The 22713-nt window shown below is 64.9% G+C and carries 26 protein-coding genes; 18 read left to right on the top strand and 8 right to left on the bottom strand.

Features of this window, described 5'->3' with window-relative positions:
- Positions 1 to 27 precede the first annotated feature (27 nt).
- The 7 genes from ACSHT2_RS07465 to ACSHT2_RS07435 all read left to right on the top strand — a co-directional run bounded on the left by ACSHT2_RS07465 (position 28) and on the right by ACSHT2_RS07435 (position 5705).
- Complete coding sequence (locus ACSHT2_RS07465) at positions 28 to 345, top strand: HigA family addiction module antitoxin (RefSeq protein ID WP_440641026.1); 318 nt, start codon at positions 28 to 30, stop codon at positions 343 to 345.
- Entirely contained in the window at positions 342 to 1562 is a 1221-nt protein-coding gene (locus tag ACSHT2_RS07460; RefSeq protein ID WP_440641025.1) for an RluA family pseudouridine synthase, read from the top strand. The genes ACSHT2_RS07465 and ACSHT2_RS07460 overlap by 4 nt, the downstream gene beginning before the upstream one ends.
- A gap of 69 nt (positions 1563 to 1631) precedes the next feature.
- The gene (locus ACSHT2_RS07455) at positions 1632 to 1904 is read left to right on the top strand and encodes a hypothetical protein (protein WP_440641024.1); all 273 of its coding nucleotides are present in this window, start codon (positions 1632 to 1634) and stop codon (positions 1902 to 1904) included.
- Positions 1905 to 2140: 236 nt separating this feature from the next.
- Complete coding sequence (locus ACSHT2_RS07450; RefSeq protein ID WP_440641023.1) at positions 2141 to 2935, top strand: ATP12 family chaperone protein; 795 nt, start codon at positions 2141 to 2143, stop codon at positions 2933 to 2935.
- 54 nt (positions 2936 to 2989) lie between these two features.
- Positions 2990 to 4552 carry a flagellar hook-length control protein FliK gene (gene fliK / locus ACSHT2_RS07445; RefSeq protein ID WP_440641022.1) on the top strand — a complete coding sequence of 521 codons (1563 nt, stop codon included), beginning with the start codon at positions 2990 to 2992 and terminating at the stop codon, positions 4550 to 4552.
- Positions 4549 to 4812: an EscU/YscU/HrcU family type III secretion system export apparatus switch protein gene (locus ACSHT2_RS07440; RefSeq protein ID WP_440641021.1), complete on the top strand. Its 264-nt coding sequence runs from the start codon at positions 4549 to 4551 to the stop codon at positions 4810 to 4812. Before fliK ends, ACSHT2_RS07440 begins: the two co-directional genes overlap by 4 nt.
- A gap of 74 nt (positions 4813 to 4886) precedes the next feature.
- Positions 4887 to 5705 carry a penicillin-binding transpeptidase domain-containing protein gene (locus ACSHT2_RS07435; protein ID WP_440641020.1) on the top strand — a complete coding sequence of 273 codons (819 nt, stop codon included), beginning with the start codon at positions 4887 to 4889 and terminating at the stop codon, positions 5703 to 5705.
- 248 nt (positions 5706 to 5953) lie between these two features.
- Here ACSHT2_RS07435 and ACSHT2_RS07430 read toward each other — a convergent pair whose 3' ends face one another.
- Positions 5954 to 6358 carry a DUF4260 domain-containing protein gene (locus ACSHT2_RS07430; RefSeq protein WP_440641019.1) on the bottom strand — a complete coding sequence of 135 codons (405 nt, stop codon included), beginning with the start codon at positions 6356 to 6358 and terminating at the stop codon, positions 5954 to 5956.
- 148 nt (positions 6359 to 6506) lie between these two features.
- Between ACSHT2_RS07430 and ACSHT2_RS07425 the strand changes: the two genes are divergently transcribed.
- A complete protein-coding gene (locus ACSHT2_RS07425) occupies positions 6507 to 8039 on the top strand; it encodes an acyl-CoA carboxylase subunit beta (protein ID WP_440641018.1) in 1533 nt (510 codons plus the stop codon).
- A gap of 111 nt (positions 8040 to 8150) precedes the next feature.
- Positions 8151 to 8498 (top strand): hypothetical protein, encoded by a 348-nt coding sequence (locus tag ACSHT2_RS07420; protein WP_440641017.1) that lies wholly within the window; start codon positions 8151 to 8153, stop codon positions 8496 to 8498.
- A 21-nt stretch (positions 8499 to 8519) separates the two neighbouring features.
- Here ACSHT2_RS07420 and ACSHT2_RS07415 read toward each other — a convergent pair whose 3' ends face one another.
- A complete protein-coding gene (locus ACSHT2_RS07415; protein ID WP_440641016.1) occupies positions 8520 to 8714 on the bottom strand; it encodes a hypothetical protein in 195 nt (64 codons plus the stop codon).
- A gap of 51 nt (positions 8715 to 8765) precedes the next feature.
- A complete protein-coding gene (locus ACSHT2_RS07410) occupies positions 8766 to 9419 on the bottom strand; it encodes a glutathione S-transferase family protein (RefSeq protein WP_440641015.1) in 654 nt (217 codons plus the stop codon).
- Positions 9420 to 9547: 128 nt separating this feature from the next.
- On the opposite strand from ACSHT2_RS07410, the gene ACSHT2_RS07405 reads away from it, so the two are divergent.
- Together ACSHT2_RS07405 and ACSHT2_RS07400 are read left to right on the top strand one after the other, a co-directional pair.
- Entirely contained in the window at positions 9548 to 9862 is a 315-nt protein-coding gene (locus ACSHT2_RS07405) for a hypothetical protein (RefSeq protein WP_440641014.1), read from the top strand.
- Between the two features lie 109 nt (positions 9863 to 9971).
- Positions 9972 to 10253, top strand: a complete 282-nt coding sequence (locus ACSHT2_RS07400; protein ID WP_440641013.1) for a twin-arginine translocation signal domain-containing protein — start codon at positions 9972 to 9974, stop codon at positions 10251 to 10253.
- Positions 10254 to 10420: 167 nt separating this feature from the next.
- Here ACSHT2_RS07400 and ACSHT2_RS07395 read toward each other — a convergent pair whose 3' ends face one another.
- The 3 genes from ACSHT2_RS07395 to ACSHT2_RS07385 form a co-directional block, all read right to left on the bottom strand.
- The gene (locus tag ACSHT2_RS07395; protein WP_271532354.1) at positions 10421 to 10672 is read right to left on the bottom strand and encodes a GCG_CRPN prefix-to-repeats domain-containing protein; all 252 of its coding nucleotides are present in this window, start codon (positions 10670 to 10672) and stop codon (positions 10421 to 10423) included.
- A gap of 188 nt (positions 10673 to 10860) precedes the next feature.
- On the bottom strand, positions 10861 to 11871 hold the full coding sequence (locus tag ACSHT2_RS07390) for an alpha/beta fold hydrolase (RefSeq protein WP_440641012.1): 1011 nt from the start codon (positions 11869 to 11871) through the stop codon (positions 10861 to 10863).
- A 194-nt stretch (positions 11872 to 12065) separates the two neighbouring features.
- Positions 12066 to 12764, bottom strand: a complete 699-nt coding sequence (locus ACSHT2_RS07385) for an ArsR/SmtB family transcription factor (protein ID WP_440641011.1) — start codon at positions 12762 to 12764, stop codon at positions 12066 to 12068.
- A gap of 76 nt (positions 12765 to 12840) precedes the next feature.
- On the opposite strand from ACSHT2_RS07385, the gene ACSHT2_RS07380 reads away from it, so the two are divergent.
- The 3 genes from ACSHT2_RS07380 to ACSHT2_RS07370 are packed head-to-tail and all read left to right on the top strand — an operon-like array spanning position 12841 to position 14385.
- Complete coding sequence (locus tag ACSHT2_RS07380) at positions 12841 to 13149, top strand: NIPSNAP family protein (protein ID WP_440641010.1); 309 nt, start codon at positions 12841 to 12843, stop codon at positions 13147 to 13149.
- 25 nt (positions 13150 to 13174) lie between these two features.
- On the top strand, positions 13175 to 13525 hold the full coding sequence (locus ACSHT2_RS07375) for an antibiotic biosynthesis monooxygenase family protein (RefSeq protein WP_440641009.1): 351 nt from the start codon (positions 13175 to 13177) through the stop codon (positions 13523 to 13525).
- 50 nt (positions 13526 to 13575) lie between these two features.
- Entirely contained in the window at positions 13576 to 14385 is an 810-nt protein-coding gene (locus ACSHT2_RS07370) for an isocitrate lyase/PEP mutase family protein (protein WP_440641008.1), read from the top strand.
- Between the two features lie 59 nt (positions 14386 to 14444).
- Here the strand turns inward: ACSHT2_RS07370 and ACSHT2_RS07365 are convergent, their stop codons facing one another.
- Positions 14445 to 14870, bottom strand: a complete 426-nt coding sequence (locus tag ACSHT2_RS07365; RefSeq protein ID WP_271532344.1) for a hypothetical protein — start codon at positions 14868 to 14870, stop codon at positions 14445 to 14447.
- A gap of 166 nt (positions 14871 to 15036) precedes the next feature.
- Between ACSHT2_RS07365 and ACSHT2_RS07360 the strand changes: the two genes are divergently transcribed.
- Positions 15037 to 15681 (top strand): trimeric intracellular cation channel family protein, encoded by a 645-nt coding sequence (locus tag ACSHT2_RS07360; protein WP_440641007.1) that lies wholly within the window; start codon positions 15037 to 15039, stop codon positions 15679 to 15681.
- Positions 15682 to 15756: 75 nt separating this feature from the next.
- Here ACSHT2_RS07360 and ACSHT2_RS07355 read toward each other — a convergent pair whose 3' ends face one another.
- The gene (locus ACSHT2_RS07355) at positions 15757 to 16965 is read right to left on the bottom strand and encodes a c-type cytochrome (protein WP_440641006.1); all 1209 of its coding nucleotides are present in this window, start codon (positions 16963 to 16965) and stop codon (positions 15757 to 15759) included.
- A gap of 291 nt (positions 16966 to 17256) precedes the next feature.
- Between ACSHT2_RS07355 and ACSHT2_RS07350 the strand changes: the two genes are divergently transcribed.
- The 3 genes from ACSHT2_RS07350 to ACSHT2_RS07340 all read left to right on the top strand — a co-directional run bounded on the left by ACSHT2_RS07350 (position 17257) and on the right by ACSHT2_RS07340 (position 22695).
- Positions 17257 to 20748 (top strand): indolepyruvate ferredoxin oxidoreductase family protein, encoded by a 3492-nt coding sequence (locus ACSHT2_RS07350; protein ID WP_440641005.1) that lies wholly within the window; start codon positions 17257 to 17259, stop codon positions 20746 to 20748.
- A 400-nt stretch (positions 20749 to 21148) separates the two neighbouring features.
- A complete protein-coding gene (locus tag ACSHT2_RS07345) occupies positions 21149 to 22306 on the top strand; it encodes a thiolase domain-containing protein (RefSeq protein WP_440641004.1) in 1158 nt (385 codons plus the stop codon).
- Entirely contained in the window at positions 22306 to 22695 is a 390-nt protein-coding gene (locus ACSHT2_RS07340) for a Zn-ribbon domain-containing OB-fold protein (RefSeq protein WP_028154920.1), read from the top strand. Before ACSHT2_RS07345 ends, ACSHT2_RS07340 begins: the two co-directional genes overlap by 1 nt.
- The last annotated feature ends 18 nt before the right edge of the window (positions 22696 to 22713 follow it).

Below are 22713 nucleotides of genomic sequence, written 5' to 3'. Positions count from 1 at the left end.
ATCTTGCTACTCGGCCAGGGAATTCCCATGTCCCAGACACCCATCCATCCCGGCGGGCATCTCGCCGAAGAGCTGCGCGAACTCGGCATTACAGCTGCAGAGCTGTCGCGTCAGATTGACGTGCCGGTCAATCGCATTACCGGCATCATCAACGGGCAACGCGGCATTACTGCCGATACGGCGCTGCGCCTTGGTCACTGGTTCGGCACGAGTCCGCAATTCTGGATGAACCTGCAACAGCAATATGAGCTGCGGCTGGCGGAGAAAGAGGTGGGCGCGCAGGTTGCGTCGCTACCCCGCCGCCCCAGCGTGCAGTCGACACGAAAGCTTGGAAAAACCGCATGAGCCGCCGCATCAAGAGAATGAACCCGAAATCTCGGGAGCGCGACGAGCGCAAGGAAGCGCGTCCGCATCAGGCGCGCGGCGCGAAGAAAGCGGGCCCGCGCCTGGGCGGCAAGCCCGGCGCGAAGCCGCCGCGGTTTGCAGCGGACCGCGCCGAGCGGCGTGCGCCCGAACGTCCCGAGCGGCGCGCACCAGAAGCACCGGCACAGCCGGTCGAAGCATTGCTGCCGACCAAGGTGCAGACCGTCACCGTGACGGCCGACGAGAACAACATGCGCGTCGACCGCTTCCTCGAAGCGCGCTTTCCCGGCCTGTCGTTCTCCCACATCCAGCGCGTCGTCCGCAAAGGCGAGCTGCGCGTCGACGGCAAGCGCGTCGACAGCAAGGACCGTCTGGAGGAGGGCCAGAGCGTTCGCATTCCGCCGCTCAAGCTCGACGCGCCGAAGACCGCCAACCCGCTCTCCGAGGCTGCGCAAAAAACGCTCAAGGCGCTGAAGGAGATGACGATCTACGAGGACGACGATGTCCTCGTGCTGAACAAGCCGGCCGGCCTTGCCGTGCAGGGTGGGTCGGGCATGACGCGGCACATCGACCAGATGCTGGAGGTGATGCGCGACGCCAAGGGCCAGAAGCCGCGCCTCGTGCACCGCATCGACAGGGAGACGTCGGGCTGTCTCCTGATCGCCAAGACGCGCTTCGCCGCCTCGCACCTGACCGGCGCATTCCGCTCGCGGTCGGCGCGAAAGGTGTATTGGGCTCTGGTACCGGGCCTGCCGAAGCCCAAGCAGGGCCGCATCTCGACCTTCCTGGCGAAAGATGAGAGCGAGGACGACACCATCATGCGCATCGCCCAGCATGGCGACGAGGGCGCGAGCCACGCAGTGACCTACTATGCGGTGGTCGAGACCGCCGGCAACAAGCTGACCTGGGTGTCGCTGAAGCCGGTGACGGGCCGCACCCACCAGCTGCGCGCCCACATGGCCCATATCGGCCATCCCATCGTTGGCGATCCCAAATATTTCAACATCGAGAATTGGCAGCTGCCGGGCGGCTTGCAGAACCGGCTGCATCTCTTGGCACGCCGCATCGTCATCCCGCATCCGCGCGGCGGCGTGATCGACGCCACCGCGCCGCTGCCGCCACATATGCAGCAGTCGTGGAACCTGCTCGGGCTGGATGCAACCCGGTTTGATCCGATCGAGAACGCGCCTGAAGAATAGTTAAGTCAGGTTGAACGGGGGCGATCGGAGCACAACATATCGCTCATGAAACGGCTCTCGATCTGTCTGATGGTTTTGACCGCATTGCTCATGGGGCAGGGGGCTCAGGCACAATTGGTGCTGCCGGGCCCCTCGCAGGTCGTTCCGCTGCCTTCGCCGCCACCGCCGCCGAAGCTCGAGGTGCCGAAGATGCCGCAACTCGATGCGCCGCCGAGCTACAATTACCGGCCGCTTCCGCGTAATTCGTTCGGTGATCGCTTTTCGAAGTGCCTCGAGGATGCCGCAGGCGCGGGGCTGAGCCCCGGTCACCGCGGCACCTATGCGCTCAGATGCGCGAACTAGAGCGCTTTCGAGCGAGGTGGTCACCGGTTTCGCGTCAAACGTGCCAAAAACAAGATTCTGGAGTCCCGTTCCGATTCCATCGGAACGGGAAAGGCTCGGGGGTCGATTGGGTCTCCTGTCCGCCCGGCGCACAGGGCCCCGATACCCGCAAGTTCCCTCATGCCCACCGCTCGCTTTATCGGCCGCCGGTCATATCGTAAAAGCCTGGCATTCAGCGGCAGGGACCGAAAAACGACATGCGCGAATTGTTCGATGAAGCTGCGGGGCAAAGCCCGCCCGATCCGCGCGAGGCGGCTCGTCAGTCGGCGCGCCCGCCCCAGCGCAAGCGCTTCTACAAGGAGGCGGGCGTGAGCGAGGCCGAGGGCGGGTATGCCATTGCGCTCGACGGCAGGCCGATCCGCACGCCGTCCGGTCGCCAGGTCGTGATCCCTTCGCGCGAACTCGCCGATGCGGTGGCCGCGGAATGGGCGGCCCAGGGCGAGACGATCGACCCCATGAGCATGCCCCTGACGCGGATGGCCAACAGCGTGGTGGAGGGTGTCGTCGATCGCGTCGAACTCGTCAGCGACGACCTCGCCAAATATTTCGAGTCCGACCTGTTGTTCTATCGTGCCGGCCATCCCCAGGGACTGGTCGCCCGCGAGGCCACGCATTGGGATCCCGTGCTGTTCTGGGCGGCGGAGACGCTGGGAGCGCATTTCATCCTGTCCGAGGGCATCATGCATGTGAAGCAGCCGGACGAAGCGCTTCGGGCGGCGCGCGACGCGCTGCCGCAGGATGCCTGGTCGGTCGCCGCCCTCCATGTGGTGACGACCCTGACAGGCTCGGCGTTGCTGGCACTGGCCCTCGCCCATGGCGCGCGGGACGCCGGCCAGGTCTGGGTCGCCGCCCATGTCGATGAGGACTGGAACGCCGAGCAATGGGGCGTGGACGAGGAAGCAGCTAGCCGCCGGGCCATCCGCCTCAGGGATTTCGAGGCCGCCGTCGCTGTGCTGGCAGCCGTAAATCCGGCCGCAACCACAGGTCCTTAACGAGAGGTTTACGACGCAGCGTTACGGTAGCCGGCGCTCCCTAAGGCCGCTGAGATGCCGACGCCGGTCACTTCCATTGCTCCCGTCAGCGCCGCCAGCCCCTCGGCTGATGCGGCAACACCCGATCTTTTGCTTCAAGCCGGCAGTGTCGTCGATGCCAGGGTCGTCAGCGTCCTCGCCGACAATCTGGTGCGGATCGCGATCGCAAATCTATCGCTCGACGTGATGTCGGAAGTCGCGCTGTCGCCCGGGCAAAATCTCCAGCTGGCGGTGTCGCAGAACGACAGCACCGTCCGCCTTGCCGTCGTGAGCGGGGCAGGCGAGGCGGCCGCCGACGTGGTGACGCTGACGCCGCGTGCTGCCTCTCTGGTGGAGAGCCCGCCGCTTGCCCCGTCGGCAGGCGCAGCGCGCGGCACGCTGACGTCTGCGGAGCAAGTCGCCGTCACGGTGGCTTCGGCCGAGGCCGTCACCAGGCAGGGCAGCCAGGCGCCGCTGTTTGCCAATCTGGCCGCCGTCGTCACCGGCAGCAATCTGCCCGCCGGCTTGAAGCAGGCGGTGCTGGACGTGCTGGCGCAGCAGACCCCGCTCAGTACCGGGCTCGCCGGCGACGATATTGAATCCGCCTTCCAGAAGTCAGGGCTGTTCCTCGAGGCTTCGCTCGCCGCAGGCGCGCCGCCGTCGTCCCGCGCAATGCCCGATTTGAAGGCCGCGCTGCTGGTGCTGCGCCAGACACTGGCCACGATTGAGCCGGCCGGGCCATCGACGCAAGGCGCCTCGCCGGCTCCGGCACCAGGTGGGGCGGCGCAGGCGGGATCGCCATCAACCGCGCAACAGCCGCAAACGCCGCGCAGCGCCAATCCTACGACGGTCGTGTTCGCCGACATCGCCGGCGCTTCGGCGGCGGCGATGTCGCGGACCATGTCCGCTGGCCTTGCCGCGAGCCTGCTGCAAGAGGTCACGCAAAACCTGCCGCGCCTGACCGGCAACGTGCCAGGGTCCAACAAGGCCGTGCCGGATGGCCACGTCTTCGAAGCTGCCGCACACGCGACGCCCCCGCCATTCCGCGGTGCGCTGCCGGCGCCGCAGTCCATCGCCGCGCCATCGCTCGCGCCGGATACGCCGCTCGCTGCCACCGTGCATCGCCTGCTCGACGACACCGATGCGGCGCTCGCGCGGCAGACGCTCTTGCAGATTGCTTCGCTCCCCGATCGCATCGACGCCAGCGGGCACCGCATCGATCCGGCCGTGCCGCAGTGGAATTTCGAGATTCCGTTCGCGACCCCGCAGGGCACTACGATGGCGCAGTTCGAGATCTCGCGCGATGGCGGCAACGAATCTGCCGATCCTGCCCAACGCACCTGGCGCGCGCGCTTCTCCCTTAATGTGGAGCCGGCCGGACCCGTGCATGCGTTGATCACGCTGAACGGCGACAAGACATTCGTACGGATGTGGGCGGAGCGGCCGGCGACGGCGCAGCAGCTTCGTGCCGGCGTCGGTGAGCTCAGCCAGGCATTGACGAGAGCCGAACTCAAGCCCGGCGACATCGTGGTCCGCGATGGCACGCCGCCGCAGCCGGCGCCGGCCCGCGCCGGGCACTTCCTGGATCGCGCGACATGAGCGATCCATCCAAGCTTGCGATCGCGCTGCATTACGAGAAGGGCACCAACGCCCCTGTCGTCGTCGCCAAGGGCAGGGGCACGATCGGCGATAAGATCGTCGAGATCGCCAAGGCCCACGACATCCCGATCGAGGAGAACGAGATCCTGGCGGGCGCGCTGTCCAAGGTCGAGATTGGTGAGGAGATCCCGCCCGATCTCTACAAGGCCGTCGCCGAGGTGCTGGTGTTCGTGCTGCGGCTGTCGGGCCGGGGGCGGTAAACATAACCTGTCATCGTTTCACCACGTAGCGGCTGCATGGTCGCGCGGCTTCTCACAGTTCACGGATATCGCTTTTGCTGACCCGTCGTTCCACCCTCGGTCTTCTCGCCGCAGCCGCGGTGCTGCCATCCCCCGCGCGCGCCCACGTCGCGCCGCCGCGCAATGAAATCCGTGACAGTCTTGCAAAACGCTTCACCGATCTCGGCACATCCGGCACCTTCGTCGGCTACAAGGTCGAGGACTATCTGATCGTCGCCAGCGACAAGGAGCGCTCGGGCGAGGGCAAGCTGCCGGCCTCGACCTTCAAGATTCCGAACGCGCTGATTGCGCTGGAGACCGGCGTGGTCGCTGACCCCGACAAGGACGTGTTTCCCTGGGACGGCGTCAAGCGCTCGATCGAACCCTGGAACAAGGATCTCACGCTGCGCAGCGCCATCGCGGTGAGCGCGGTGCCGGTCTTTCAGGAGATTGCACGCCGCATTGGCCAGGAGCGCATGCAGAAATATGTCGACGAGTTCGACTACGGCAATCGCGACATCGGCGGCGGCATCGACCAGTTCTGGCTCACCGGCGCCCTGCGCATCGATCCGGTCGAGCAGGTCGATTTCGTCGACCGGCTGCGCCGCCGCGTGCTGCCGATCTCAAAGCGCAGCCAGGATCTCGTCGCCGACATCCTGCCGGTGACCAAGGTGGGCGACAGCCTCATCCGCGCCAAGTCCGGATTGCTGGGTGCCGAGCGCGGCGAGCCGTCGCTCGGCTGGATGGTCGGCTGGGCCGAGAAGGGCGAGGCGCACACCGTGTTCGCGCTCAACATGGATTGTAAGGAGCCGCGTCTCGTCGGCGAGCGCATGCCGCTGACACAGGCCTGCCTTGCCGAGATCGGCGCGATCTAGCTCCAACGCCGTTGCCGCCCGACCTGGCTTGAAGAGCGCCTGCAAGAACTCCTCCACGGCGCCGGGGGACGACCGTCGCGAGCATCTCGGCGATGCTTGCGTGATGCGCGGGCCAAGGTGTCGTGATCGCCGCCGTGCCGATTGGGCCCACGCCACATTCGGCGCCAGCCCGTGAGCGCGAAGCAAGCCTGATTGGGCTGCCCGGTCAATCGGGCCGGAACACCGGGTTTTGCGAGGTCGCGCGCCGATCAGGCGGCCTTCTGGCGGCCGATCGCCCCCAGATGCGTGAAGCCGAATCCGGCGGAATATTTCAGGCCGTAGCCCAGTGCCCGGTCGAAGCCGATATGGGCGAGCCAGATCAAGGCGATGGACTGCGTAAGCGGCGAGGCGAGGCCGAAGCCCAACGTCAGCAGCGCCACCGGCGCCATGTAGCTGTGGGCGGCGTTGTAGACCATCGCGCCGAATTTGGCGTCGGCAAGATAGCCCAGAAAGCTCAAATCCGGGGCGAAGAAGAGCACGGCGAAGACCAACCAGGAGCCGTCCCAGGCCCAGTAGAGCGTCACCATCCCCGCAAACAAGGTCAGGCCCTCCAACCGCAGCAGGATGTTGACACCGCCTGTCGCCGCGCCGGTCCCTGCGGTTCCTTCGGTCATGCTCGTCTCCCAGGCAAAACTTTGTAATTCCTTGCGCTTTCACGCTGCGGCAGGACGGCCCTGCGACGCCGAAAGCCGCTTCCCGGCCCGCAAAATGCCGTGTTAGAACCCCCGGCGTCACTTAAGGCTTAAGAACTGGCGGGAGCAAATGAAACACATCCTGGACGCCCTCGAAGACCGTCGCGCCGCCGCAAAACTCGGCGGCGGGGAAAAGCGCATCGAGGCGCAGCACGCCCGCGGCAAGCTGACTGCGCGCGAGCGCATCGAACTGCTGCTCGACAAGGGGTCGTTCGAGGAGTTCGACATGTTCGTCGAGCACCGCTCCACCGAGTTCGGCATGGAGAAGACCAAGGTGCCCGGCGACGGTGTCGTCACCGGCTGGGGCACCGTCAACGGCCGCAAGACGTTTGTCTTCGCCAAGGATTTCACCGTGTTCGGCGGCTCGCTGTCCGAGACCCACGCGCTGAAAATCACAAAACTACAGGACATGGCGATGAAGGCGAGGGCGCCCATCATCGGCCTCTATGACGCTGGCGGCGCCCGCATCCAGGAAGGCGTCGCCGCGCTCGCCGGCTACTCCTACGTCTTCCGCCGCAACGTGCTGGCCTCGGGCGTGATCCCGCAGATCTCCGTCATCATGGGGCCCTGCGCCGGCGGCGACGTCTATTCGCCCGCCATGACCGACTTCATCTTCATGGTGAAGAACACCAGCTACATGTTCGTCACCGGCCCCGATGTCGTGAAGACCGTGACCAATGAGGTCGTCACGGCGGAGGAGCTTGGCGGCGCCTCGGTGCACGCCACGCGCTCCTCGATCGCCGACGGCGCCTTCGAGAACGACGTCGAGACGCTCTTGCAGATGCGTCGCCTGATCGACTTCCTGCCGTCCAACAATTCCGATGGCGTGCCGGAATGGCCGAGCTTCGACGACATCGAGCGGGTCGACATGTCGCTCGACACGCTGATCCCCGACAATCCGAACAAGCCCTACGACATGAAGGAATTGATCCTGAAGGTCGTGGACGAGGGCGACTTCTTCGAGATCGCGGAGAGCTTCGCCAAGAACATCGTGACAGGCTTCGGCCGCATCGCCGGCCGCACCGTCGGCTTCGTCGCCAACCAGCCGATGGTGCTCGCGGGCGTGCTCGACTCCGACGCATCACGCAAGGCGGCGCGCTTTGTTCGTTTTTGTGATGCCTTTAACATCCCGATCGTCACCTTCGTCGACGTGCCGGGCTTCCTGCCCGGTACCGCGCAGGAATATGGCGGCCTGATCAAGCATGGTGCGAAGCTGCTGTTCGCCTATTCGCAGTGCACCGTGCCGCTGGTGACCATCATCACCCGCAAGGCCTATGGCGGCGCCTTCGACGTCATGGCCTCCAAGGAGATCGGCGCCGACATGAACTACGCCTGGCCGACCGCCCAGATCGCGGTGATGGGCGCCAAGGGCGCTGTCGAGATCATCTTCCGCAGTGACATCGGCGACCCCGACAAGATTGCGGCCCGAACGAAGGAATACGAAGACCGCTTCCTGTCGCCCTTCATTGCGGCCGAGCGCGGCTACATCGACGACGTCATCATGCCGCACTCGACCCGCAAGCGCATCGCAAGGGCGCTGGCGATGCTGAAGGACAAGAAAACGGAAATGCCGGCGAAGAAGCACGACAATCTGCCGTTGTGAGGACGTGTAGCCCGGATGAGCGCAGCGACGTCCGGGTTCTTTGTCCAAGTCCCGCATGTCGCTTCGCTCATGCGGGCCACTGGTTCCTTCTGATTTGGCATCCTCGATCCAATGACCGAAGACGATCCGACCGACGAAATCTCCGATATCGAAGATCGGATCGAGGCGCTCGCCGAGATCGCCGAGCGGTGTCGGAAGTACATCCTGGCGTCCAAGATCGCCATCGGTGGGGGAGCAGCGCTACTGTTGGTGACGATCCTCGGCCTATTTGGCACAGGTCAGACCGCAGCGCTGGGATCAATCGCGCTGGTGCTCGGCGGGATCGTTTCGCTTGGCTCGAATGTCAGTACGCTGCGGCAGACGGACGATGCCATCAGCGCTGCGGAGGCGCGGCGTGCGGCGTTGATCGGACGCATCGACCTTCGCCTGGTCGCCGATGCTCCGTTGAAGCTGGTGTGACGCATCCAGCGCCACCACGCCTCACGCGGCCGTCTTGAGCGTCAGCACCGACAATTCTGTGCGGCATTCTGCGGCGAAGGCTTGAAGCCGCTCGGCCGTCTGCCGGTCGAGGATGGCTTTTGCCAACCGCTCGGCGCGGGCGATCTGTTGCTTGAGATATTCGATGCGAGCCATGTTCACCCTTTCGTGGAAATCATCGCAGGCGAATTGCTTCATTCCGGCGGCGGGGACTCTGGTGCAAGAGCCGGATTGAATGTGTGAGCCACATCACGCCTTGCGCACCGCATCCGCCGCGGCGAAATGGGCCATCTGGTCGGCGTGGGCCTTGACGAAAGCCGGGCGGGCGGTGGCGCGCGCCAGATAGGCGCGGCAGGCCGGATGGTCCGCGAGCCCATCGAAGCGATCGACGGGGCGCAGCACGTCCGCCATCAGGATGTCGGCGACGGAGAAGGAGCCCGCCAGCCATTCGCGCCCTGCCAGTACCGGCTCGAGATGTCTAAGGCGGATTTTCAGGAACCCATCCACGAATTTCCAGGCAGGCGTATCGTCCGCATTGCCCATGAACTTCAGCATCGCCCATGGCAGGCTCGCCATCTCCACCGAATTGAGCGCAGCGAACACCCATTTCGTCGCTTCACTGCGACCGCGCGGATCGGACGGCATCAGGGCCTCACTCAGTTCGCCCAGATGCAGCAGGATCGCGCCGCTCTCGAAGATCGAGAGGTCGCCGTCGGTCAGCCAGGGCACCTGGCCGAAGGGCTGGTGCGCGAGATGCGCCGCATCGCGGTCGCCGAACGGCACGCCGGCGACACGATAGGGCATGGCGGCCTCTTCGAGGGCCCAGCGCACGCGAAGGTCGCGCACGAAACCCCTGGGCATCTCGGGAACCCAGTCGAAGGTGGTCAGCGTGAGGTCGGCCATTCTGCATCTCCATGTCGCCGTTCGAAGCAAGGACGCGCGAGGGGCGCGCGTTCCGACACGGGTGCCGAATTTTTTGTCGCCGGCGACTGAAGCGGCTAGTCTCGCTCCACACAATGGGAGGAAACCCGATGCCATCAGCATTCTTCATCGTCCGCGCCATCGTCACCGATCCCGATAAGCGCGCTGCTTTCGACAGATGGTACGAGACGGAACACCTGCCCGATGCGGTGAAGGCGTTCGGCGTGAGCAAGGTCTTGCGGTTCTGGAGCCTTGACGATCCCTCGCTGCACGAGGCGATGTATCAGTTCGATGACGAAGCCAAGCTGAATGCGATGCTGAAAGGTGGCGCACTACAGAAGCTCGTCGCCGATTTCAATCGCGACTGGCCCGACGTGAAGCGCACGCGCGAAACGCTTGTGCTGGCGCAGGAGTTTGTGAAATAGGCGGGAGACATCCGCAGCTCAATAACTGAACGCGCGATTCAGCTTCGGTTCATGTCGTGAACGCGACACTTCCTCTGCATCACAGTCACGATGACCAAAGGAAGAAATGATGGAGCGCCGGAACTTTTTGAAACTTGCATTGGGGGTGACGGCGGGCGCCGCCGCCTTCGCAGCGACGGCCGCGCAGGCCGCGCCGCTGTCACCGCAGCCGGTCGGTGATCCCGCCCGTATTCCGCAGGGCAATTCCGACGCTCATCCCGCGGTCACCACCAGCGAGGAAGCCGCGAAGCTGGCGCCAGAGCAGGTTCACTACGGCCATCACCGCCACTGGGGCTGGCACCGCCGTCATTGGCGCCGGCATCGCCGACGCTGGCACCGCCGCCATCACTGATAAGCTCGCGAAGTCGCGGATTGGACGGGGATCGCCGCCGGCGGTCCCCGTTTCGATTCTGGAGGCGCTTCAGTTCCACGGCGGATGGATCGTTTGGTAGCAACCCCAAATAAAATGGCCGCGCAGGCTTCAGCCGCGCGGCCATTCAGTAACGCAAATGGACGAGATCAGAACGGACGGCAGCGGCCGGCGTACCAGCGGAAGCCGTAGGGGCACACGCGCGCGCGAGGCACAACGACGACCGGCGCCGGGGCGACCACCACCGGAGCGCGGCGGACGACGACCGGGCCGCGCATCGGACGGCAGCCGCCATAGGGGCCGCGATACCAACCCGGGCCGCAACCGCCGGCGGCGCTGGCCGCCTCGCTGAAACCGACGACCGCACTGGCGAGCATGACGGCGGCAAACAGGTATTTCATGTGGTCTTCCTTCTCGTCCTTAGGCAGGCTAGGGGAACGGCGCTTGCGGCGCACAATGAATCAAGAGACACGATTCGACACGTTAAATCCGGAGCGTGCCGACACGTCGCGATCCAAACCTGCCAATCATGACCTGAATGCGGCATGAACGGTCCGCGCATCCTGCCTCAGACGACACGCAAGTGTCGCTAGCGGCCGAGAAAACCAAGCACCAGCTCCTTGTACTTCTCGGGCGCCTCCAGAAAGACGAGATGTCCGGTGTTCGGGATCACTTCGGCCCGCGCATTCGGCATCTTGGCGGCAAGCGCCTTCGCCAGTTCGGCGTTCTGCCCCATCCTGGCCCGCAGCGCCTCGGGCGCGAGTGGCCGGCCCGGTGCGTTGTGGTCGTCGGCCCCCATGATGAACAACGTCGGCAGCGCGATGAGCGGAATCTCGTGCGCCACCGGCTCTCGGTAGATCATCTGGCCGGAGCTGACGAAAGCGCGCAGCCAGCGCGGATAATCGGGGCTGCCCTTGATGTTGAAGCGGGCATCGATGAACGGCGTGATCGCCTCGGCCGGCAGCTTGATCGCATAGTTGGTCTGGAGCTGCTTGCGATAGCCTTCCGGCGTGAGCTTGTCCTCGGTCTCGATCATCTTCCCGGTCGGCGTCGGCGGCACGTAGAGGCGGTAATCCTCGAGCCCGATCGGCGCGGTCAGCACCAGATGGGCGACGCGGTCCGGATAGGCGCGGGCGATGCGCACGCCCAGCATGCCGCCGAGCGAATGGGCGACGATCTCGGCCTTGTCGATCTTGAGATGATCGAGCAGCGCGATTGTGTTGCGCGCCAGCGTGTCGAAATGCAGTTCGCCCTGCGGCTTGGAGGATTTGCCGAAGCCGATCTGGTCCGGCACCACGACGCGGAAGCCGGCCTCGCTCAGCATCTTGATCACCGGCGCCCAGTAGCTCGACGGGAAATTGCGCCCGTGCAGCAGCACGACGGTGCGGCCGTTCGGCTGCGCGGGCGACACGTCCATGTAGGCCATGCTGAGCTGCTCGCCGTCGTTGACGACCGGCAGGAGGTGCACGGGGTAGGGATAGGCAAAGCCTTCGAGCGCGATGCCATAGGGCTCGCGCGGCGCGGTGTCGGCGGCCATGGCGAAGGTGAACGGAGAGACGAGAAGGGCGGCGGCGAGTGCGGCCGGGAGGATGCGGGTCATGGAGGGTCTCGTAATTGGAGCAGTCATTCCGGGGCGCGCGCAGCGCGAACCCGGAATCTCGAGATTCCGGGTCTGGTCCTTCGGACCATCCCGGAACGACTGTGCGCATAAAGACGTCAACGGCCGGGTCAAGCCCGGCCATGACCAGAGTGCGCATTCACACGCAAACGTGCGATCTCACGCGCGTTGCGTGATCAGTCCTGCCCGCTGCCGAACAACACGGCGAAATGCTTCTCGCCGGTGCGGGTGAAATTCACCACGCGGCTGCCGGGCGTGGCATCGCGCGAAGCCCATTTCAGCTCGGCGAAGCGCTGCATCATGGCGGCGCCCAGCGTGCCGGCGAGATGATGCCGCCGCTCGCTCCAGTCGAGGCAGGCCTTGCATACCGGGCGGCGCGGATGCGCCAGCATCTCGGGCGAGATCTGCAGATGCTTGGCGAGGAAGCGCTCGCCCTCGGCCGTCAGCTCGATGTCCTGCTTCTTCTGCCCGACCAGGTTTCGCTCGCGCATGGTGTCGAGCATCTGCACGCCGAGATCGCCGGCGAGATGGTCGTAACAGATCCGCGCCCGTCGCAGCGCCGGATCCTTCGGTCCGGTGCGCACGCGCATGTGGCCGGTCCGCGCGGCAAGGCCCGCGAGGCCCTCGAGCACGCCGGCGACGTCGTCATCGGTGAGGCGGTAATAGCGGTGCCGGCCCTGCTTCTCCGGCTCGACGAGGCCGCCGGCCTCGAGCTTCGAAAGATGCGAGCTTGCGGTCTGCGGTGTGATGCCGGCTTCCTGCGCCAGCTCGCTCGCGGTGAGCGCGCGGCCGTTCATCAGCGCGGTCAGCATGTTGGCGCGGGCGGGGTCGCCGACAAGGGAGGCGACCATCGCGATGTCGGGGCCCGATTTCATGCTTCGATGATAGCCGAAGCATCGTTGTGGTGCAAGCGCGTAGTCTTTCAACACGATTTTGAAAGAGCAGCCCATCATGCCCGTCACCGTCTTCATTCGTTACCAGCTCGATCCCTTCAAGCGCCCGCAGTTCGAGGAATACGCGAAGCGCTGGCTCACCATCATCCCGAGATGCGGCGGCGACCTGATCGGCTATTTCATGCCGCATGAGGGCACCAACAACATCGCGTCCGCCCTGATCTCGTTCGAGAGCCTGGCCGCCTACGAGGCCTATCGCAAACGGCTGCGGGCCGATCTCGACGGCATGGCAAACTTCAATTTTGCCGAGTCCGAGAAATTCATCCTCGCCGAAGAGCGCACCTTCCTGCGCAAGGTGGTATTGTAGGCCATCAACGCAAAAGGAGATGCTCATGATTACTGTGATCTTCGAGGTCTGGCCCAAGCCGGAACACCGCCAGGACTATTTCGACCTCGCGGCCGATCTGAAGCCGCTACTGCAGACCATCGACGGCTTCATCTCGGTCGAGCGCTTCGAGAGCCTGACGGAGAAGGGCAAGATCCTGTCGGTGTCGTTCTGGCGGGATGAGGCTGCCGTGCAAGCCTGGCGCAACACGATGGAGCATCGCCGCACGCAGGCGAAAGGCCGCGCAAAGATCTTCGCGGACTATCATCTGCGCATCGCCAGCGTGATCCGGGATTACAGCATGACCGACCGCGAGCAGGCTCCGAAGGATAGCCGCGCCGTACACGACGCGCACTAGCGCACTTGAAGATGCGCGCCTATCTCTGCGCAGCAACAACGGAGAGAAACATGCACGTGACGACCGCGGACAAGCGCGCGACGTTCAGGAAGATGCACCAGAGCGGCTGCTTCATCCTGCCCAATCCGGTCGATGTCGGCAGCGCGAAAGCCTTGCAGCATCTCGGCTTCAAGGCGATCGCGTCCTCGAGCGCAGGCTTTGCCTGGACCATCGGCAAGGCCGACAACCACGTCAGCGTCGAGGACGTCTGTCAGCACCTGGCAGCATTGAGCTCGGCCGTCGACATTCCCGTGAACGCCGATTTTGAGGGCGGCTTCGCCGTCGAGCCGGACAGGGTCGCCGACAATGTCGAGCGCTGTGTGCGTACCGGCGTCGCGGGTCTCTCGATCGAGGATTCCACCGGCGACAAGGACAAGCCGATCTACGACCGCGCGCTTGCGGTCGAGCGCATCAAGGCCTCGCGCAAGGCGATCGGCGACAGTGGCACGCTGCTGGTCGGCCGCTGCGAGGCTTACTTGTGGGGCGTCACCGACCTCAAGTTCGTCATCGATCGGCTCACCGCCTATGCCGATGCCGGCGCCGATTGCCTCTACGCGCCGGGCCTGAAGAGCCGCGAGGACATCGCCGCGGTGGTGAAGGCGGTGCATCCGAAGCCGTTCAATCTCCTGATCGGCGCGTCCGGCCTGTCGTTGCAGGAGGCCCAAGATCTCGGCGTGCGCCGCATCAGTGTGGGCGGCTCGCTCGCCCGCGCCGCCTGGGGCGGCTTCATGCGCGCTGCAAAGGAGATGGCGGAGAAGGGAACGTTCACAGAGCTTGCCGGCGGCTATCCCGGCGGCGAGCTCAACAAGATGTTCAGCTAGGCCAACGAAAAAGCGGCGGGATGTTGCATCCCGCCGCTCTCACGTCTCATTGCGAACTGTTACTTCGCGCCGTCAGACGGCGTCTGCGAACCCGGCGCCGGCTTTGCAGCAGGCGTATCGGGAGCCGGGGCAGCAGGCCTGCTCGGCGCCGCACCCGTGGTCACGCCCGGCTCGGTGTTGTTGCGCGGCGTCACGTCGCGCACGCCAGGAGGCGCCGCCGGATTGGTCGGCTGCGTCTGCGCAGTCTGCGAGGCCGGCGTGTTGCTGGCCTCGTTGGTCGTGGTGGTATTGTTCAAGCCGTAGAATACGGCGCCCAGCACCAGGGCGACCGCTACCGCAAATAGCGCGATCTTGCCGCTGGAGGCAGGGCCTTCCCCGAGCTCAGGATCGGCTTGAAGGTCGGCATCCCGGCGCGCCGCGCGAGAAAACTCATCGTCGGCGAGGTTCGGGCGATACGGATCGTTGGGAAAACGGTCGTCAGCCATCGATTGGATCTCCTCGGTTATGACGTCGGGACAACCCTCAGGTGCGAGATTCCGTTCCGCGCCACCCCATGCTTTCGTCGCATGTTGCCCTCGTGACGGGAATCGGGAACCTGTTCGCTCGGGAACTGGACGCGAGTTCCATGGCTGCGACGAGGGAACGAAACCGATGTGGAGTCTGCCGCCAACCGATAGCGTGCTGCACTTTCTGGCCCTCGTCGCCTTGACGGCAGAGGGCATGACGGCGGCACTGGCCGCGGGGCGGCGCAGCATGGATTATGTCGGCGTTTGTCTTCTCGCCTGCATCACCGCGCTTGGCGGCGGCACGCTGCGCGATCTGTTTCTCGGTCACTATCCGCTGGTGTGGGTGGCCAACCCGATTTACCTTGCACTGCCGGGCGGGGCGGCGCTGCTGACGATCCTGATCGCGCGCCTCGTGCATCGGCTGTATCTCGCCTTCATCGTGCTCGATGCGATCGGCCTTGTCGTCTTCACCATGATCGGCTGCAACGTCGGCTGGCAGATGGATGCCTCGCTGCCGATCGTGATCGTTTCGGGCATGGTGACGGGCTGTGCCGGTGGCGTGTTGCGCGATGTGCTCTGCAACGACGTGCCGCTGCTGTTTCGATCCGAGCTCTATGCCAGCGTCTCGGTCGTGACGGGCTTGTTCTACGCCACGGCGTTCGGCTTCAATCTCAATGCCGAGCTCTGGACGACCTTGACCTTCGTGCTCGGCCTCAGCTTCCGCCTGCTCGCGGTGCGCTACAAATGGGAGATGCCGAAATTCGTGTTCACCGGGGATGAGGAGCGCTGACTTCGTCCGGGTGAGGGGGAGTCTCCGCCGCTCGCAACGACAAAAGGGGGCTGAGGCGAGGGTCTTCCAATGTTACTACGGCTGCTTCCTCGCCCTCGCCACCTGGGCCGGCGTCACCAGCAGGCCCGCATTGCCCCAGGAATTGCGGATGTAATTCGTCACCGCCGCGATCTCGTCGTCGGACAGTTGCTTGGCATATCCCGGCATCTCGCCGGTGTTGGGCGCGCGCGGCGTGGTCACGGTGTGGGCGCCGTCGAGGATGATGCGCAACGTGGAGGATGGGTTGTTGGATTGCAGCAGCGCATTGCCTGGCAGCGGCGGGTAGATGCGCGGGGCGCCGGAGCCGTCGGCCTCATGGCAGGCGATGCAGAGTTTTGCGTAGACCGCCTGGCCGGCCTTCATCTCGGCATCATCAGGCGGCGTCACGATCGTCTCGCGCCGCGTCGGCGGCAGGCTCTTCAGATACTGCGCGATTGCGCGCACATCGGCATCGCTCATCTTCGCGGTCGAGTTGACGACGACCTCCGCCATCGGCCCGCCGGCATGGCTTTTGGCGTTGCGCCCGCTTTGCAGATACTCCGTGATGTCCTCCTCGCTCCACGATTTCAGCCCGGTGCGGACGGCGCCATCGAGGCGGGGGGCAAACCAGCCGCCGACCTCGTTGCCGGATAGCGCCTGCGTGTCCCTGTCGGCGCCGAGGTAGTTTTTCGGCGTGTGGCAGGCGCCGCAATGACCGAGCCCGGTGACGAGATAGCCGCCTCTGTTCCAGGCCGCGCTCTTGCTCTGGTCCGGCTCGAACAGGCCGGGCTTGAAGTACACGGCGTTCCAGAGCCGCATCAGGCCGCGATAGCCGAATGGCCAGCGCAGCTCCGGCGGCTTGTTGCGGCTCGCCACGGGCGCCAGCGTTCCGAGATAGGCGCGGATCGCCAGCACGTCGTCCTTCGTCATTTTGGTGAAGTAAGGATAGGGGAAGGCCGGGTAATAGTTCGAGCCGTCGGGCGCGATGCCGGTGCGCACCGCGCGCACGAAATCGGCATCCGTCCAGGCGCCGATGCCGGTGTCGCGGTCCGGCGTCAGGTTCGGCGCAAAGATCGCGCCGAAAGGCGTGTCGATCCGCTTGCCGCCCGCGAACGGCTTGGCCGGATCGGCGGTGTGGCAGCCCGCGCAGTCGCCGGCCTCGACCAGCGTCTTGCCATAGGCGATCAGTTCCGGTGATGGCTCGGCGGCAAGCGCCGCGCCGGCAACTGCACTGCACAACGCGATCAAAGCCAGAATCGTGCGCATGCTCGGCCTCTCCTGCGACCAATCGCCGTCATCGGCACCATGGGGGCGGCCATTCATTTCGCGACGGCGGGGGTATGGTGACACAAATTGAAAATGCCCGGCGTGTTTGAGGCCACGAAATTGCGATTTTTACCCGGCGCGCCCTTTCGTCCAGATTTGTGGTGCGGATCATGAAATATCCGACATAGAGTGGCGGTGATGGTCGGCGCGCCCTAGCTAAAAACGACGGGGAGGCAACGGCTTAAGCGACCTTAAGTAACAAAGGCCTGAGCAGGGCCAAACGAGGACAGCATGGGCATCAACCAGGGTCCGATCAGTCTCGATCAAAAATACACCCAGGAAACCGGTCACGTCTTCACCACGGGCATCCAGGCCCTGGTCCGCCTGCCGATGGCCCAGATCCGGCGCGACCGCGCCAACGGCCTCAATACCGCGGGCTTCATCTCCGGCTATCGCGGTTCGCCGCTCGGCGGCTACGACCAGCAGCTCTTCGCCGCCCGCAAGCATCTCGAACAGTACAACATCAAGTTCCAGCCTGGCGTGAACGAGGATCTGGCGGCCACCGCCGTCTGGGGCTCGCAGCAGCTCAACCTCTCGCCCGGTGCCAAATATGATGGCGTGGTCGGAATCTGGTACGGCAAGGGCCCGGGCGTCGACCGCTGCGGCGACGTGTTCCGCCACGGCAATGCCGCCGGCTCGGCCAAGAACGGCGGCGTGCTGTGCCTTGCCGGTGACGACCACGGCGCGAAATCCTCGACCGTACCGCATCAGTCCGACCACGCCTTCATCTCGGCGCTCATGCCCTATCTCTATCCCTCCAGCATCCACGAGATGATCGAGATGGGTCTGCTCGGCATCGCGATGTCGCGCTATTCCGGCTGCTGGGTCGGCATGAAGGTGATCACCGAGACGGTGGAGACCACCGCCGAGATCGACCTCACCGACGAGATGAAGCCTTTCATCATCCCCACCGATTTCGAGCTGCCGCCCGGCGGGCTCAATCTGCGCTGGCCCGACGACCGCTTCGAGCAGGACCGGCGCCTGCAGGACTACAAGGGCTTTGCCGCCATCGCCTTTGCGCGCGCCAACAAGGTCAACCGCGTCACCATGGATTCGCCGAACGCACGTTTCGGCATCATGGCGTCGGGCAAGAGCTATGAGGACGTGCGCCAGGCGCTGCGCGAGCTGGGGATCACCGAGGAGGTCGCCGCCAGGATCGGTCTACGTCTCTACAAGATCGGCATGCCCTGGCCGCTGGAGCCGGAAGGCGTGCGGCAGTTTGCTGTCGGCCTCGAGGAGATCTTCATCATCGAGGAGCGCCGCGAGATCGTCGAGAACCAGGTCAAGCAGGAGCTGTTCAACTGGCGCGACGACGTCCGCCCGCGCATCGTCGGCAAGATGGACGAGCACGACAAGCGCTTCCTGACCTTCTCCGCCGAGCTCAGCGTCGCCTCGCTCGCGACCTCGCTGACCGAACGACTTCTTCGACTTAACCTCAACCCCGAGATCGCGGAGATGCTCCGCGCCAAGGCCGACTGGTTCAACGGCCGCCAGGCGACCCAGATGCAGGCGGTCGCCCCTGTCTCCCGCACTCCCTACTTCTGCTCCGGCTGTCCCCACAACACTTCGACAAAAGTCCCCGAAGGCAGCCGCGCGCTCGCCGGCATCGGCTGTCACTTCATGGCGCTGTGGATGAACCGCTCGACCGAGACGTTCACGCATATGGGCGGCGAGGGCGTGCCGTGGGTCGGCATCGCGCCTTTCACCAACGAGAACCACATCTTCGCGAACCTCGGCGACGGCACTTACTTCCACTCCGGGCTTCTGGCGATCCGCCAGGCGGTCGCTTCCAAGACCAACATCACCTACAAGATCCTCTACAACGACGCGGTCGCCATGACCGGCGGCCAGCGTCATGACGGCGATCTCTCGCCGCAGCAGATCACCTTCCAGCTCCATGCCGAGGGCATCCGCGAGATCTACCTGGTCTCGGAGACCCCCGACGCCTATCCGGCCGACACCATCGCGCCCGGCGTGAAGAAATATCACCGCGACGAGCTCGACAGCGTCATGAAGATGTGCCGCGAGTACAAGGGCACCTCGGCGATCGTCTTCGTGCAGACCTGCGCCGCCGAAAAGCGCCGCCGCCGCAAGCGCGGCCTGATGGAGGATCCGGCGCGCCGCGTCATGATCAATCCTGCGGTCTGCGAAGGCTGCGGCGACTGCTCGGTGCAGTCCAACTGCATCTCGGTCGAGCCGCTCGAGACCGAATTCGGCCGCAAGCGCGCCATCAACCAGTCCTCGTGCAACAAGGACTATTCCTGCCTCAAGGGTTTCTGCCCGTCCTTCGTCACCGTCGACGGCGGCAAGCCGCGCCACCGGGCGCCGGCCGAGCTTGAAGAGATCGGTGCGCTGCCCGAGCCGGCCTCACGCCCGACACTCGACAAACCCTACAACATCGCCGTCGGCGGCGTCGGCGGCACCGGTGTGCTCACCATCGGCGCGCTGCTCGGCATGGCTGCCCATATCGAGGGCAAGGCCTCGATGATCCTCGACATGTCGGGTCTCGCGCAAAAGGGCGGGGCGGTGCTCAGCCATGTCCGTCTGTCGGATCATCCGGCCGAGGTGACCTGCTCGCGCATCGTCACCGGCACGGCTGATCTCGTGTTGGCCGCCGACGAGGTGGTCGCGGTCGCCAAGGACACGATCTCGCTCTGCGATTCCAGCCGCACCCGCGGCATCATCAACAGCCACGTCATTCCCACCGCCGACTTCGTCCTCAACCGCGACTTCAACTTCCAGACCCGCAAGCTGAACGGATTGCTTGAGACGGCGCTGCACAAGGACTCCGTCTTCTTCGATTTTACCAAGCCGGCCGAGCAGCTGCTCGGCGACAGCATCGCCACCAACATGATGATGATGGGCTATGCCTATCAGAAAGGCCTGTTCCCGCTGTCGGCGGAATCGATCGAGCAGGCGATCGAGGTCAACGGCGTCTCGATCAAGATGAACAAGGAGGCCTTCCGCCTGGGCCGCCTCGCGGTCGCAGACCCCAAGCGCCTCGCCGACATGCTGAAGGGGACCGACGAGGTCATCGCGCCGAAGACGCTGGATGCGATGACGCTCGACGAGGTGATCGAGCATCGCGTCAGGCACCTGACCGCCTATCAGAACGGCCGGCTGGCCAGACGTTATCGCAAGCTGGTCGACCAGGTTCGCGATGCCGCCAAGCAGGGCGGCTATGGCGATGCGCTGCCCCGGGCAGTCGCGGTGAACTACGCCAAGCTCCTGGCCTACAAGGACGAATACGAAGTTGCGCGCCTCTACACCAACGGTGCCTTCGAGCAGCAGCTCCGCGATCAATTCGAGGGCGATTTCAAGTTCAACTTCAACCTGGCACCGCCGATCCTCAGCCGAGGCGTCGATGCGCTCGGCCGCCCGAAAAAGCGCGCCTTCGGCCCGTGGATGCTGAACGTCTTCCGTGTGCTGGCAAAGTTCAAGTTCCTGCGCGGCACGCCGTTCGACATTTTCGGCCGCAGTGCCGATCGCAAGCTCGAACGCGATCTGATCACGGGCTACGAGAAGGATGTCGCGACCGTGCTCGGCCTATTGTCGCCGCTCACGATCGACACCGCTGTCGAACTGCTGTCGCTGCCCGACCGCATCCGCGGCTACGGCCCGGTGAAGGAGAAGGCGGTCGCGGATGCAAAAGCCCGCTACGCCCAGCTCGCCGCGGACCTCGCGAGCCCGCCGCCGGCGCCAAGGCAGATCGCGGCGGAGTAGGGCATTGATTTGCTCGTAGCCCGGGCGAGCGAAGCGAGACCCGGGATGTTGCTCATGAAATCCCGGATGTCGCTTCGCTCATCCGGGCCACAATCGACCTTACGATTTCCTCTTTGAAATCAACCACCCTTCTACTGTGCATGGGGTTGTTTTCGCGGAATTGAAATCGGCTTGTGTCGTCGGGCAAAACACCTTTAGGATTTTTTGCAGTCGAGCTCTCGTGCCCCCGGCTCTGCGCAGCAGCGCTGGAGCGTTGCAGCGCGTCCGGGACACAAGAACATCGTCCCACTTGTGCCAACCCGCCGCCCTCTCGCGGGGCGGAATATTTCCGCGCTTGCCAAGCAGGCCACCGCGGTTCAGAAAACCGGAGCAACAAGAAACGCGAGCGGAGACCTGAAGTTTGACCATCAAGGGCAAGGCCTACATTGCCGGGATCTACGAACACCCGACCCGGCATGCGCCGGATAAATCCACCGCCCAGCTCCATGCCGAGGTCGCCAAGGGGGCGATCGAGGATGCGGGGATTAGCAAGGACGACATCGACGGCTATTTCTGCGCGGGCGACGCGCCCGGCGGCGCCTGGCCGATGGTCGATTATCTCGGCCTGAACACCAAGAAGCTTCGCCACGTCGATTCCACCGAGACCGGCGGCTGTTCCTACATCATCCATCTCGGTCACGCCGCCGAGGCGATCGCGGCGGGCAAGTGCTCGATCGCGCTGATCACGCTCGCCGGCAAGCCGCGCACCGGGGCAATGCCCCCGCGCGCAGCCGGCGCGGAGGTCGATTTCGAAACCGCTTACGGCGCGACCACGCACAATGCGTACGGCATGTGTGCCATGCGCCACATGCACGACTATGGCACCACCTCGGAGCAGCTCGCCTGGATCAAGGTCGCGGCCTCGCACCACGCGCAATACAATCCGCATGCGATGCTCAAGGACGTCGTCACCGTCGAGGACGTGCTGAACTCGCCGATGATCTCCGATCCGCTGCATCGCATGGATTGCTGCGTCGTTTCCGACGGCGGCGGCGCGCTGATCGTGACGACGCCCGAGATAGCCAAGAGCCTGAAGAAGCCTCTCGTGCGCCTGATCGGCCATGGCGAGGCCATGAAGGGTCCGCGCGGCGGCAAGGATCTCGACCTCACGTATTCTGCCGGCGTCTGGTCCGGCCCGCGCGCGTTCGAGGAAGCCGGCATCACGCCGAAGGACATCAAATACGCCTCGATCTACGACAGCTTCACCATCACCGTGCTGATGCAGCTCGAAGACCTCGGCTTCTGCAAGAAGGGCGAGGGCGGCAAGTTCGTCGCCGACGGCAACCTCATCTCGGGCGTGGGCAAGCTGCCGTTCAACACCGACGGCGGTGGCCTCTGCAGCAACCATCCGGTCAACCGCGGCGGCATGACCAAGATCCTCGAAGCCGTCAGGCAGCTGCGCGGCGAGGCGCACCCGAAGGTGCAGGTCAAGAATTGCGATCTCGCCATCGCTCACGGCACCGGCGGTTTGCTCGGCGTCCGCCACGCCGCCTCGACCGCCATTCTGGAGCGCGTGTGATGAGTGAAGCAAAGAAGTATCCGGCACCGGTGACGAACCCGGAAACCGCGGCGTTCTGGGACGCGGCGAAGCAAGGCAAGTTCATGATCAAGCGTTGCACCGCCTGTGGCGAGGCGCACTATTTCCCGCGCTCGATCTGCCCGTTCTGCTACTCCGACAAGACGGTGTGGGAGGAGGCGTCGGGCGAAGGCACGATCTACACCTGGAGCCTGATGCGGAAGTCGCCGACCGGGCCTTACGCGATTGGCTATGTCACGCTGAAGGAGGGGCCGTCGGTGCAGACCAATTTCGTCGACTGCGATCTCGAGAAGCTGAAGATCGGCCAGAAGGTGAAAGTGGTGTTCAAACCGACCGACGGCGCGCCGCTGCCGTTCTTCACGCCGGCCTAGCATCTTCCCTTCTCCCCT

The sequence above is a fragment of the Bradyrhizobium sp. PUT101 genome, assembly GCF_052043945.1.
Taxonomy (GTDB): domain Bacteria; phylum Pseudomonadota; class Alphaproteobacteria; order Rhizobiales; family Xanthobacteraceae; genus Bradyrhizobium.
Note: the sequence above shows the minus strand (reverse complement) of the source record. Positions and strands in the feature narration are given on the sequence as shown.

Coding starts and splice junctions, on each gene's coding strand:
- fliK (WP_440641022.1), top strand. CDS start 2,990: ATGCCGACGCCGGTCACTTCCATTGCTCCCGTCAGCGCCGCCAGCCCC.
- ACSHT2_RS07380 (WP_440641010.1), top strand. CDS start 12,841: ATGCCCGTCACCGTCTTCATTCGTTACCAGCTCGATCCCTTCAAGCGC.
- ACSHT2_RS07355 (WP_440641006.1), bottom strand. CDS start 16,965: ATGCGCACGATTCTGGCTTTGATCGCGTTGTGCAGTGCAGTTGCCGGC.
- ACSHT2_RS07395 (WP_271532354.1), bottom strand. CDS start 10,672: ATGAAATACCTGTTTGCCGCCGTCATGCTCGCCAGTGCGGTCGTCGGT.
- ACSHT2_RS07365 (WP_271532344.1), bottom strand. CDS start 14,870: ATGGCTGACGACCGTTTTCCCAACGATCCGTATCGCCCGAACCTCGCC.
- ACSHT2_RS07465 (WP_440641026.1), top strand. CDS start 28: ATGTCCCAGACACCCATCCATCCCGGCGGGCATCTCGCCGAAGAGCTG.
- ACSHT2_RS07450 (WP_440641023.1), top strand. CDS start 2,141: ATGCGCGAATTGTTCGATGAAGCTGCGGGGCAAAGCCCGCCCGATCCG.
- ACSHT2_RS07430 (WP_440641019.1), bottom strand. CDS start 6,358: ATGACCGAAGGAACCGCAGGGACCGGCGCGGCGACAGGCGGTGTCAAC.
- ACSHT2_RS07390 (WP_440641012.1), bottom strand. CDS start 11,871: ATGACCCGCATCCTCCCGGCCGCACTCGCCGCCGCCCTTCTCGTCTCT.
- ACSHT2_RS07350 (WP_440641005.1), top strand. CDS start 17,257: ATGGGCATCAACCAGGGTCCGATCAGTCTCGATCAAAAATACACCCAG.
- ACSHT2_RS07440 (WP_440641021.1), top strand. CDS start 4,549: ATGAGCGATCCATCCAAGCTTGCGATCGCGCTGCATTACGAGAAGGGC.
- ACSHT2_RS07340 (WP_028154920.1), top strand. CDS start 22,306: ATGAGTGAAGCAAAGAAGTATCCGGCACCGGTGACGAACCCGGAAACC.
- ACSHT2_RS07360 (WP_440641007.1), top strand. CDS start 15,037: ATGTGGAGTCTGCCGCCAACCGATAGCGTGCTGCACTTTCTGGCCCTC.
- ACSHT2_RS07415 (WP_440641016.1), bottom strand. CDS start 8,714: ATGAAGCAATTCGCCTGCGATGATTTCCACGAAAGGGTGAACATGGCT.
- ACSHT2_RS07425 (WP_440641018.1), top strand. CDS start 6,507: ATGAAACACATCCTGGACGCCCTCGAAGACCGTCGCGCCGCCGCAAAA.
- ACSHT2_RS07385 (WP_440641011.1), bottom strand. CDS start 12,764: ATGAAATCGGGCCCCGACATCGCGATGGTCGCCTCCCTTGTCGGCGAC.
- ACSHT2_RS07410 (WP_440641015.1), bottom strand. CDS start 9,419: ATGGCCGACCTCACGCTGACCACCTTCGACTGGGTTCCCGAGATGCCC.
- ACSHT2_RS07420 (WP_440641017.1), top strand. CDS start 8,151: ATGACCGAAGACGATCCGACCGACGAAATCTCCGATATCGAAGATCGG.
- ACSHT2_RS07400 (WP_440641013.1), top strand. CDS start 9,972: ATGGAGCGCCGGAACTTTTTGAAACTTGCATTGGGGGTGACGGCGGGC.
- ACSHT2_RS07370 (WP_440641008.1), top strand. CDS start 13,576: ATGCACGTGACGACCGCGGACAAGCGCGCGACGTTCAGGAAGATGCAC.
- ACSHT2_RS07460 (WP_440641025.1), top strand. CDS start 342: ATGAGCCGCCGCATCAAGAGAATGAACCCGAAATCTCGGGAGCGCGAC.
- ACSHT2_RS07455 (WP_440641024.1), top strand. CDS start 1,632: ATGGTTTTGACCGCATTGCTCATGGGGCAGGGGGCTCAGGCACAATTG.
- ACSHT2_RS07375 (WP_440641009.1), top strand. CDS start 13,175: ATGATTACTGTGATCTTCGAGGTCTGGCCCAAGCCGGAACACCGCCAG.
- ACSHT2_RS07405 (WP_440641014.1), top strand. CDS start 9,548: ATGCCATCAGCATTCTTCATCGTCCGCGCCATCGTCACCGATCCCGAT.